The 11,671-nt window shown below is 50.1% G+C and carries 9 protein-coding genes and 1 pseudogene; 6 read left to right on the forward strand and 4 right to left on the reverse strand.

The features are described 5' to 3' along the window. Positions 1–149: 149 nt before the first annotated feature. From bssS to UC14_RS22275, 3 genes are all read left to right on the forward strand, one after another. Positions 150–404 carry a biofilm formation regulator BssS gene (bssS, locus tag UC14_RS22265; protein WP_013576258.1) on the forward strand — a complete coding sequence of 85 codons (255 nt, stop codon included), beginning with the start codon at positions 150–152 and terminating at the stop codon, positions 402–404. A gap of 144 nt (positions 405–548) precedes the next feature. Continuing rightward, a complete protein-coding gene (gene solA / locus UC14_RS22270; protein WP_112198444.1) occupies positions 549–1,664 on the forward strand; it encodes an N-methyl-L-tryptophan oxidase in 1,116 nt (371 codons plus the stop codon). A gap of 200 nt (positions 1,665–1,864) precedes the next feature. Further along, positions 1,865–2,533: a LuxR C-terminal-related transcriptional regulator gene (locus UC14_RS22275; RefSeq protein WP_013576260.1), complete on the forward strand. Its 669-nt coding sequence runs from the start codon at positions 1,865–1,867 to the stop codon at positions 2,531–2,533. Between the two features lie 294 nt (positions 2,534–2,827). Here UC14_RS22275 and UC14_RS22280 read toward each other — a convergent pair whose 3' ends face one another. From UC14_RS22280 to UC14_RS22290, 3 genes are read right to left on the reverse strand one after another with little or no spacing between them, the layout of a single operon-like run. Beyond that, positions 2,828–3,871 (reverse strand): AI-2E family transporter, encoded by a 1,044-nt coding sequence (locus UC14_RS22280; RefSeq protein WP_112198445.1) that lies wholly within the window; start codon positions 3,869–3,871, stop codon positions 2,828–2,830. Positions 3,872–3,900: 29 nt separating this feature from the next. Continuing rightward, positions 3,901–6,996 carry an efflux RND transporter permease subunit gene (locus tag UC14_RS22285; RefSeq protein ID WP_112198446.1) on the reverse strand — a complete coding sequence of 1,032 codons (3,096 nt, stop codon included), beginning with the start codon at positions 6,994–6,996 and terminating at the stop codon, positions 3,901–3,903. A 9-nt stretch (positions 6,997–7,005) separates the two neighbouring features. Then, positions 7,006–8,148: an efflux RND transporter periplasmic adaptor subunit gene (locus UC14_RS22290; RefSeq protein WP_112198447.1), complete on the reverse strand. Its 1,143-nt coding sequence runs from the start codon at positions 8,146–8,148 to the stop codon at positions 7,006–7,008. Between the two features lie 555 nt (positions 8,149–8,703). On the opposite strand from UC14_RS22290, the gene UC14_RS22295 reads away from it, so the two are divergent. Together UC14_RS22295 and UC14_RS22300 are read left to right on the forward strand one after the other, a co-directional pair. Next, positions 8,704–9,249, forward strand: a complete 546-nt coding sequence (locus tag UC14_RS22295) for a cytochrome b (protein ID WP_037037309.1) — start codon at positions 8,704–8,706, stop codon at positions 9,247–9,249. Between the two features lie 64 nt (positions 9,250–9,313). After that, positions 9,314–9,889 (forward strand): YceI family protein, encoded by a 576-nt coding sequence (locus tag UC14_RS22300; RefSeq protein ID WP_015690191.1) that lies wholly within the window; start codon positions 9,314–9,316, stop codon positions 9,887–9,889. A gap of 67 nt (positions 9,890–9,956) precedes the next feature. On the opposite strand, the gene UC14_RS22305 is transcribed toward UC14_RS22300, so the two are convergent. Then, positions 9,957–11,012, reverse strand: a complete 1,056-nt coding sequence (locus tag UC14_RS22305; RefSeq protein ID WP_013576267.1) for a rhodanese-related sulfurtransferase — start codon at positions 11,010–11,012, stop codon at positions 9,957–9,959. A gap of 228 nt (positions 11,013–11,240) precedes the next feature. Between UC14_RS22305 and UC14_RS22310 the strand changes: the two are divergent. Then, positions 11,241–11,671 (forward strand): annotated as a pseudogene (locus UC14_RS22310) (oxidoreductase); the annotation flags it as partial.

The raw sequence follows: 11,671 nt of genomic DNA on the forward strand, positions 1-11,671 counted from the left end.
TAATCAACACAAATTATTTACAATTTAATACGCTTAAATCACTCCATAAATCGGTTTATCTGTTTATACTGAAATTGCTCACATGATAATGAGCCGCCTTGATCCTCAGATAGTCACTCACGTCAGTCACTACAATATAAGGGGTCTATATGGACAGAAATGATGAAGTTATTCAGACACACCCGCTTGTTGGTTGGGATATCAGTACCGTCGACTCTTATGATGCCATGATGATACGCCTTCATTACCTGTCTTCAAAAGACCAGACACCCGAGGATGCTCAGGTAGACAGAACCTTGTGGTTAACTACCGACGTTGCACGGCAACTCATTAACATTCTTGAAGCCGGCATCGAAAAGATAGAATCTAACGAGTACGAATACAGTGATCACCGAAAACACTAATCTTTACCTGCCAGTCTGAGGCACCAGCGATTTATCCTGGTGCCTTTTTCTTTGCCTCCGCGCTGCTTGCCTTCTTCGCCTTAAACTCTCTATCATGCCAGTAGCCAGTTTGTTAAAAATTCTCACCACAGGAACGTTTGAATTATGGATTACGATCTCATTATCGTAGGCAGCGGTTCGGTCGGTTCAGCCGCAGGCTACTACGCCACCCGTTCCGGCTTGAAAGTGCTGATGATAGATAGCGCAATGCCACCCCATCAGGCGGGCAGTCACCATGGCGAAACACGCCTTATCCGCCACGCTTACGGCGAAGGTTCCCGTTATGTGCCAATGCTGCTGAGAGCTCAAACACTTTGGGATGAGCTGGCAGAACTGAGCAGCGATAAGATTTTCCATCGTAGCGGCGTCCTGAATATTGGTCCTGAAAACTCTGAATTTATCAGTAACGTTAAGAACAGCGCAGAAACCTACAATCTCGTCATACAATCCCTTAGTGTGGCTGAAATTCGCGAAAAGTGGCCTCTGTTCACGTTGCAGGACGGCTATTGCGGTGTATACGAACCCAACTCGGGTTTTCTGCAAAGTGAAATGGCGGTTGCGGCATACATTCGTCTCGCACGGGAAGCAGGCTGTGCGCAATTATTCAACTGTCCCGTTGAAAGTATTAACTGGCTGGATGATGGCATTGAAGTATCAACGATTGACGGAGTCTACCGCGGGGCCAAACTGGTGGTAACGGCGGGAACCTGGGTCACGAAAATCCTCCCGGAATTACCCGTGAAACCTCTGCGTAAGGTGTTTGCCTGGTTCCATGCAGATGGCCGCTACAGTGAAGAAAACCATTTTCCAGCCTTTACGCTCGAAACTCTGCAAGGCGATCAGTACTACGGATTCCCCTCTGTGAAGGATGAACTTAAGTTAGGTAAACATAACGGTGGTCAATGGATAACGGAACCCGAGCAGCGTAAACCTTACGGCAGCGTCAGTCAGGATGGCACAGAGTCCTTCAATTTCTTCCGCCATTTCCTGCCGGGTGTAGGTGTCAGTTTGCGTGGTGCGTCATGCACTTATGACATGACGACTGATGAAGATTTCATTATTGATACCCTGCCGGGCAGAGAAAATACCTTAGTGATTTCGGGATTAAGTGGTCACGGTTTTAAATTCGCCAGCGTATTAGGGGAAATAGTTACTCACTTCGGTAACAATCATCCTATTCCTTTTGATCTCACCCCCTTTTCTCTTACGCGGTTCAATTAACGTAAAATAATTTCAACCCTCGTGAATATTTATCGAGGGTTATCATTTTATTAACGATACGATTTTTTCAATTTCAGTTTGAACAAGATCAATAGACTGGAATTTACGAATTGACAGCATTATAGAAAAGAATCTATGCTGGATACAGAAATCACAGGAGTGGTTTCGGCGCGTAATGTTACGCATGACAAGGACGTGGTATGAAAATTTGTATAATTGAACCCTGTGGTTTTACGCGTTTAGGAATTTTCTCTTATCTTATTGAAAATAACAGCCTCGATATTATCGACACTGTGAATATTTCTCACTCCCTCAATCTAATTCCTGAATTTCAACCTGATATTATTCTTGTGAATATGACAAACCATTGCCATAACGCAGAAGTATCTGAGGAATTAAAAGCTTTTTTTGAATTTCGTCAAAGCGCCCGAATATACTGCTACGTTGACGCCAGTTACCCGGATTCCGAAACACCGATTGCCGTTACCCGCGAAGTCTCTATTCTCAACAAGCAGGCACTCACCTCCCTCTTGCAGCAGATTGCAGCAGATCCCGAAGCATTTATGCCGATAAATAACTTCGGTTTGCCAAAAATGTTACTTAGCGATCAGGAAATTCTGGTAATGAGCTACTGGATGTCTGAGATGCCGAACTACCGTATTGCCAGAAAATTAAACATCAGCAGCCGTACGGTATATGTCCATAAACGACATCTGGCGCAGAAAATCAAAGTCCGTAACCGGCTGGAATTTTGTTTCATTTACAACCTGATTAAGTATTTATTCTGGCCCATTGATGATATTTCTGCGACGCCAATCAGCCGACAAATTAAAGACGACTTGCAGATGATTTACAAAACTTATAGCTAAACCTGCAAAAACCCTAAATGCCCTGATAATTCAGGGCATTTTATATCGTGATATTCTTCACCCATCTTTTTAAATATCTTGTTTGTATCCCTTCTCTCTCTCGCCAGGTTGCACTATGACGACAGAAGCCGACGATGGCCTTAATGTTAGCAGACTCATCTTGAGCAGACTCACCAATGACAAGCATAATTTCTCGTCACGCGACTCCCACAAAAATCACAAACATCCTGCTTTCAGTGATTCGCTTAATGCATAAAAAATTGAAATGTTTGCTCATCATTTTGAAAAGAAAAGCTAACTTTTATGTTCTGGCGGACCATCGCCCAGAAGCACGGCAATTTTGTGGCCTACCGCCGTGGGTTCAAGGGCTATCTTGAGCACAATCGTCAGCGGCACCGAAAGCAACATGCCGACCGGCCCCATCAGCCATCCCCAGAATATCAGCGACATAAAGACCACAAGCGTCGATAACCCCAATCCGCGCCCCAGAATTTTCGGATCAATAATGCTGCCGAAAATCAGATTGATGAGGATATAACCCCCTGCCAGGATCAACCCTTCGCTGAAACCGTTAAACAAAAATGCCTGAATGATCGGCGGAATAGCCGCGATAAAAGAACCAATATTGGGAATGTAATTCAGGGCGAAAGCCAGCATCCCCCACAGGAACGCAAAACGGATGCCGGTAACTGCCAGCAAAGCCCAAACTGCCAGCCCCGTCACCACACTTATCAGCGTTTTGATCACCAGATAGCGTGTCACGCTGTCCAGGGCACGCTGAATATTAGCCATTCCTTTGCCCGGGTCCTCAGACATCTGCTCCACTTTGTAGGGCAGTTGCGGGACTTCAAGCAGCATGAATGCCACGGTCATCAGCAGTAAGAACAGACCGGCCATGGCGTTGGACAAATAGCTGATTAACTTACTGACCATATTCAGCGTCGCCGCCGGATCGATGTAACTGGCCAGTTGCTCGGGAGATAACGTCAGTTCGCTTTGCGGAAACCAGGCCTCAATATCACTGAGTTTGTCGACAATAAGTCCGCGATATTGTGGCAATGTGCGGGCAAATTCATTGAGCGTCACCAGCAGTTTGGTGGTCAGAAAAACCATCATGCAAATCACCAGCGTTGCCACCAGCAAAACAGCGAGTGCCCGGGGCACCCGCCATTTTTCCAGTAAGACAATCAGCGGATTCAATACGAAAGCCAGAAACAGCGCCAGAATAAAGGGCACGATGATATCTGCAGCAGATTTAATCCCCGCGAAGATCACTACCAGCATCGCCATCATTACAACAATTTTCAGACCCTGAGTTGTCACGATCGTTTTACGCAAGCCTTTCTCTCCTGAAGCTGGCCGGATCCTTAGCGAGATTTCACCCACTCACGCAGACGCTGGATATGCAGATACAGCGCCGGAATAAACAGGATCCCCACCGTCGTGGATAGCAACATACCACTGAACACCGTAACGCCGATGATATGCCGACTCATGGCACCTGCACCGGATGCCATGACCAGCGGTAACACCCCGAGAATGAACGAGATTGCCGTCATCATTACCGCGCGGAAACGCTGTTTCGCGCCGTCCTGTGCCGCTTCGCTAACGGATGCCCCCTCTTCTCTTCTGGCTTTTGAGAATTCAACAATCAGAATGGCATTTTTCGCCGCGAGGCCGATTAACAAGACCATACCAATCTGAGCATATACGTCGTTGCTCAGCCCCGCCATGTGCAGGCCGCCGATTGCACCAAACACCGCGAAAATCACAGAAATCATCACAGCAAGAGGAATGCTCCAGCTCTCGTATTGCGCCACCAGAAACAGATACGCAAACAGCAGTGCCGCGGCATAGATAAGGATGGCCTGGCCACCAGCCTGAATTTCCTGCAATGACATGCCGGTCCATTCATAGCCGTAACCCGCAGGCAGCTTCTCGCTCAGGATATGTTCCATCTGCGCCATCGCCTCACCGGAACTGATGCCGGGTGCCGCCGAGCCGCTGATAGCCAGTGAAGGGAACTGATTATATTGCGTGATAAACGGTGCACCCAGCGACGGTGTCAGTTCAACCATCTTCGCCAGGCTAACCAGTGAGCCGTTGTTGCTGCGTACCGTGAGTGTGGATATCTGGTCTGCGCGCTGACGATCTTCCATTTCGTTTTGCATCTGCACATTGAACAGACGGTTATTGATGATGAAATCGCTGACGTTCACGCCACCAAGTGATGTCTGCAACGTACCGAAAATACGGCTGACCGGTACCTGTAACAGCGCCGCACGGTCACGATCCACACTCAGGGCGATTTCCGGCACGGAGGCACTGAAGGTAGTAAACACACGGCTCAGATTAGGATCCTGGTTAGCGGCCTGGATCAGCGCCTGTCCGGTGAGAGCCAGTTCCTGTGGCGATTGCCCCTGTAACGCCTGCAAACGTAAATCCAGCCCTGAGGCCGTACCTAATCCGGAAATCGCGGGCGGATTTATTGCCATAATCATTGCAGATGGAATACCCGCCATCGCCGGTTGCAGGCGACCAATCACCTGATCCACACTGTCGCGTTCACCCCACGGCTTGAGCAATACGATACCAAAGGCGGCGTTTGGCGAACTCCCGCCACTCAGCAGGCTGAAGCCACTGATGGCGATCACATCCTCGACCGCCGGGTCTTTTTGCATAATCTGCTGCATCTGCCCGAGCACGGCACCGGTGCGGTTTAATGACGCCCCGTCGGGTAACTGCACATTCACGAAGAAGTAGCCCTGATCTTCATCCGGCAGGAAGGATTTTGGCAAACTGCTGTAGCCCCATACACAGGCTCCGCCGATCACCAGAACCGTTACAACGCTGGTGAACACATTTTTACTGATGCCCCGTGCGGCTTTCACATAGACATCGCGAACAGCGTCCAGCCCCTGATTAAACCAGTGGAAAACACGGGCCGGCTTCGCAGGTCGCGGCTTGAGAAGGGTTGCGCACAGCGCTGGGGTCAGGGTCAGCGCGTTGATACTTGAAAGAACAACGGCCGCCGACAGAGTGACAGCAAACTGACGATACAGCGCACCGGTAATACCCGGCAGAACCGCAATGGGCACAAATACCGCCAGCAGAACCACAGTAGTGGCGATGACCGGCCCGGCAATTTGCTTCAGAGCTTTGCGGGTTGCGGCCACACGCCCGAGCGACGGATCCTCCATCATCAGGCGCTCAACGTTTTCCACCACCACGATGGCGTCATCGACCACTACCGTCAGCGCCAAAATAATGGCAAATAAGCTGAGGGTATTGGCGGAATAGCCAAAGGCATAAAGCACGGCAAACGTCCCCAGTAAAGACACCGGAATGGTCAGTGCGACGATGAATGTCGCCCGCATACTTTGCAGGAACAGATAAACAATCGACAGGACGACGGCGAAGGTCAGTACCAGTGAAACGGCAATCTCATCAAGCGTAGCACTGACAAAACGAGTCGAGTCGAATTTGATTTCATAGGTAAGATCATCCGGGAAATTGCGTGCCTGACGCGACATTTCTTCGCGCACAGCATTCGCCACATTCAGCGCATTTGCCCCCGGTGCGGGATAGACTGACAGGAAGGCAGACGGCGTCTGATTCAGTGTCGCATTCACCTGATAATCCTGCGCACCCAGTTCAATACGCGCGACATCGCGCAAACGCACCGTACCGCCATGAGCATTTTTACGCACAATAATATTGCCGAACGCTTCCGGCGAACTCAGACGCCCCGCGCCGCTGATGGTCAGGGTTTGCTGCTGCATTGACGGACTCGGTGACGCGCCAATCTGCCCGGCCGCCGCCTGCACATTCTGATTCTGAATAGCGGCGCTGATTTCCATACTGCTGACATCCAGCGCTTCCATTTTGCGCGGGTCCAGCCAGATACGCATGCTGTAGTCACGGGAACCGAAAACCCGGACATCACCTACACCATCCACACGCGCCAGCGCATCACGCAACTGAATGCTGGCAAAGTTGCTGATAAACAGCATGTCATGGGTATTTTCCGGTGAAAGGAGGCTGATGCCCATCAGAATATTAGAAGCCTGTTTGCGCACCGACACGCCCGTGTTCAGCACTTCCGGCGGAAGACGTGAGCTGACCTGTGAAATACGGTTTTGTACTTCAACAGCCGCCGTATCCGGATCCGTACCGCTGGCGAACGTAATAGTCAGCGTGTAGCTGCCGTTATTGCCGCTATTCGACGACATATACAGCATGTTACTGACACCGTTAACCTGCGCCTCAATCGGCGCGGCAACGGATTCCGCTACGTCCCGTGCACTCGCACCGGGATAAATAGCACTGACTGACACCACGGGTGGCGTGATATCCGGATATTGCTCAACCGGAATGACCTTCAGGGCGACGGCACCGATCAGCGCCGTCACCAGCGCGATGACAACCGCAAAGCGGGGTCTTTTAATAAATTGCTGGAGCATCGTTATTCCTTAACGTTTCTTCGCGGCCATATCCGGGGCATCCGTAGCAGCCCGTGCATTCACTTCCATACCTGGCCGGATCCATTGCAGGCCTTCTGTCACAACTTTTTCTCCGCCCTGCAAACCCTCAATGACGAAATAGCCGTGTCCCGTTTGTGCACCAAGACGCACCGGGCGTGCTTCCACGCGCTGTCCGTCATTCACCAGCAAGACAAAGTGCCCTGCCGCATTTTGCTGCAAAGCCTGCGCAGGCAGTACCGGCAGAGAATGTCCGGAACGCGGCTCTGCGGCCACATTCACGGTGCCCCCCGGCAGCAAACGATGGTCTGGATTTGCCACGGTCAGCCTGACCGGCAAGGTCCCTGTTTGCGCATCAATACGATTGCCGAGGGATTCCAGCACGGGCGCTTTCATATAAGGTGAACCGTCCGATAAGCGCAGAGAAAGCGTCATGTTATCGGCAGAGAAAGCGTCTTCCAGCGTGCCACTGCTGTGGCTGGCACTGAGAACATCACGTTCATTCACTGAAATCACCACACGTACCGGATCGAGTTGCACGATTTCCGTGAGTGCACCGCTGGCCGGATTCACCAGACTGCCGGTATGAAAATGGCTCACGCCGATGCGCCCTGCAATGGGCGCCGTAATGCGGGTATAGCTTAGTTGCAGTTCCTGCGTTTTTAACGCCGCCTGCGCCTGCGCGACAGCCGCACGGGCGGTATCACGGGCAGCCAGCGCGGTATCGACATCAGACTGGCTGACGGTACGCGCATCACCGAGACGCTGTATGCGGTTCAGATGGGTTTGTGCATGGCGTGCGGTAGCATTGGCGCTGTCGAGCTGGGCTTTGGCCTGAGCGACAGCCGCCTGATGCAAGGCGGGATCGATTTCATACAAGACGTCGCCGGCATTCACAAACTGCCCCTCCTCAAAGGCCCGGCGGGCGATAAATCCTTCAGTCCGGCTGGTCACATTGACGGCCTGAACAGCTTCAAGACGCCCGAGATAGGTCCGGCTGACGCCATCAGGTTGAGTGGTGATGGTCTCAGTGGTCACTGTCGGCAAAGGCTGCGCCGCCACGCGGGTCAGGGGGAATAATAATGTTGTCAGCAGCACTGGCACTGCCATAAAACGGCTCATTGCAGGAAACATATGTCACTCTCCATGTGATGTCGGATGGTGCTCTTTTAATTCAGCTAAAGCGCCCACACCGGCAAACATCAAATATTAATCTATAAAAAAATTCCTAATCAGGATTATTGAGAATTATAAATATTGTCTGATATCACAAACTGATCTCGATCACCTCGAGAATCAACCTTTAACATATTTACGTTTTATTTAAGAAACATTTAGATTGATAGCCTGAATAACAAAACTTCATGTTCACATCAAAATGACCGGCTAATGAAAAGCATCAACAAGGATTAATCACTCCTGAAATCATTATTTTTACTCAAATTTTTAGTATCAGGATTAACTTTACCTTCGATGACAAAACCTTACAGACCCCTGTCATCACTGAAACCGATATAATCAAAACCGCCGTAAGATAACAAAAGCAAAAGCACTGAAGGAAACCTTCCTGATACCATCAAAAATAATGAACAAGTTAAATTAATCGGTTAATTTGAAAATAATAGTTTGCCAATATGTTTCCAAATGTTTATTTTCCACAAACACCCTCTTCACTGAGAACATCATCTTATGCTGTGGAAAAATACACCTGCACGCTTTGGCCATATTTCAGTGTTAATTCACTGGCTCATCGCTTTGGCCGTTTATGGTTTATTTGCACTGGGATTATGGATGGTCGGATTGGGCTATTACGACACCTGGTATCACCGTGCACCGGAAATACATAAAAGTATCGGCATCCTGATTTTTGCTGCGATGGTATTCCGTCTTGCCTGGCGGTTTATTTCTCCGCCACCTAAGCCGCTGGCAAGCTACAGCGTGAAAACGCGTATTGGCGCCTGGCTGGCTCATGTTCTGCTGTTCATCGGCCTGTTCGGCATTCTGATCAGCGGTTATCTGATTTCGACGGCTGAAGGTCAGCCTGTCAGTGTCTTCGGCTGGTTTGAGATCCCTGCCACACTGTCTGGACTGGAACAACAGGCCGATATCGCGGGCACGCTGCATCTGTGGATGGCGTGGGGCATTGTGATCATCTCAGGTTTTCACGCCCTTGCCGCGCTTAAACATCATTTCATCGATCGTGACAGCACCCTGACCCGCATGCTGGGGCGCTGATCCGGCTCACGGTCAGCTCTTTACTTATGTTGTTCATATTATGGATAAACGGAGAATAACCATGTTGAAAAAGACCACTCTGGGTTTAACCCTGGCGTCGCTGTTACTGGCGGCGGGTTCGGCAACGGCAGCCAGCTACAAGATCGACAAAGAAGGTCAGCACGCTTTTATTGAATTCCGTATCAAGCATTTAGGGTACAGCTGGCTGTACGGCAGCTTTAATGATTTCGATGGCGGATTCACCTTTGATGAGAAAGATCCCGCTGCGGATAAAGTGAATGTCACGATTAACACCACCAGCGTATTCACCAATCACGCCGAACGTGACAAACATTTGCGCAGCGCTGAATTCCTGAATGTTGGCAAACATCCGCAGGCCACATTCAAATCAACATCAGTGAAGAAAGAAGGTGAAAATCTGGCAGTGACTGGCGATTTCACGCTGAACGGCGTCACCAAACCTTTAACGTTACAGGCTAAGTTGCTCGGTCAGGGCAAGGATCCATGGGGCGGTTATCGTGCAGGTTTTGAAGCGGCAGGGTCCATCGCGCTGAAGGATTATGGAATTACTACCGATCTCGGTCCGGCATCGCAGAATGTCGAGCTGATTATTTCGGTCGAGGGTGTGCAGGAGAAGTAATCCCCTTCCCTCAACGTATAAAGCCCTGAATCGCTGCCGCCATTCAGGGCTTTTTTATACACGCCGGTCAGTCGTTTTCAGGTGCCGGAATATGCATGGTGGTTTGCAATAAGCCTTTGGACTTATTGAATATTTTTATGCCATTCTCACGACCCGCGCGCAATGCACGTTGTTCTTCTACTGGCAGCTTCAGCTCTGTCATACAGATTTCGCTGCAACAGCCGTCAAATTTCGCCGCACACGTCGGGCACTGAATAAACAGCAGATGGCAGCCGTCGTTTTTGCAGTTGGTATGGTTATCGCAGGCCACACCGCACTGGTGACAGTGTGCAATCACGTCATCGGAAATACGCTCGCCCATACGCTCATCAAAGACAAAGTTTTTGCCTTTAAATTTTACCGGTAACCCCTGCTCTTTGGCACGGCGTGCATATTCGATAATACCGCCTTCCACGTGATAGACGTTTTTAAAACCGTTATGCAACATGTACGCGCTGGCTTTCTCACAGCGAATGCCGCCAGTGCAATACATCACGATTTTCTTGTCTTTATCTTCTTTAAGCATATCAACGGCCATAGGCAGTTGATCGCGGAAAGTGTCAGACGGGACTTCAATCGCATTATCAAAATGCCCCACTTCGTATTCGTAGTGGTTGCGCATATCGACAAACAATGTGTCCGGATCGTCAATCATGGCGTTGACCTGTTCGGCTTTCAGGTACTCACCCACATTTGACGGGTCGAAAGAATCATCATCAATCCCGTCCGCAACAATGCGGTCACGCACTTTGAGACGCAACACCCAGAAGGATTTACCATCATCTTCCAGCGCGACATTCAGGCGGATCTGATCCAGCGCCGGATGGCTGGAAAACAGCACGGTTTTGAACGCTTCAAACTGGCTTTGCGGCACGCTGATTTGTGCGTTAATCCCTTCTTTTGCCACGTAAATACGGCCAAATACGTTAAGGCGTGTCAGGCTGACGTACAGGGCGTCACGAAAGGCTTTTGGATCTTCGAGCTGGAAATACTTATAAAAAGAAACCGTAGTGCGGGGCTCAGTTTCAGCCAACATGCGCGCACGCAGTTCCTCATTAGAAATACGGTTATGTAACACTGGCATGGTGTACGTTCCTGTCTTTCAGGGGAATTTAACTATTGATACCGAATAGCTACTTTTGAAGCGGCAAGATTATACATTAAAGCAACAATGAGGACATCTCCCGTTGCAAATTCGTCAGGAGAAAAACACCTGCTGTACATTGCCCATTTTTGAAATGCGATAACCTATTCTTAGTTGTTATCTATTCTTGTAGTCCATCACCACGCTGAATTTTAAGGGGCATGAAACATGAGTAAGCTTTTTGAACCGATTTCCTTAGGGAAGCTGACACTCGCTAACCGCATCGTGATCGCGCCAATGTGCCAGTATTCATCCGACGAAGGGAAAGCCACGTCCTGGCATCACGCGCATCTCGGGCAGTTATCCTTTTCAGGTGCGGGTTTGCTGATCCTGGAAGCGACCGCTGTCGAGGCCGTGGGGCGTATCTCGGCTCAGGATCTGGGCTTGTGGGACGATGCAACCGAAGCGGCCATGAAGGATTTAGTGACCGGCTTACGTGAAAACAGCGATATGCCACTTGGCCTGCAACTCGGACATGCGGGACGTAAAGCGTCGTGTGCTGCGCCGTGGCAAGGCGGAGCACAAATCGCCCAGTCAGCGGGTGGCTGGCAGACGATTGCGCCTTCCGCCGTCGCCTTCACCGAAGGCACTGAGGCCCC

Origin of the sequence: Rahnella sp. NRRL B-41462 (assembly GCF_003263525.1) — a bacterium.
Classification (GTDB): domain Bacteria; phylum Pseudomonadota; class Gammaproteobacteria; order Enterobacterales; family Enterobacteriaceae; genus Rahnella; species Rahnella aceris.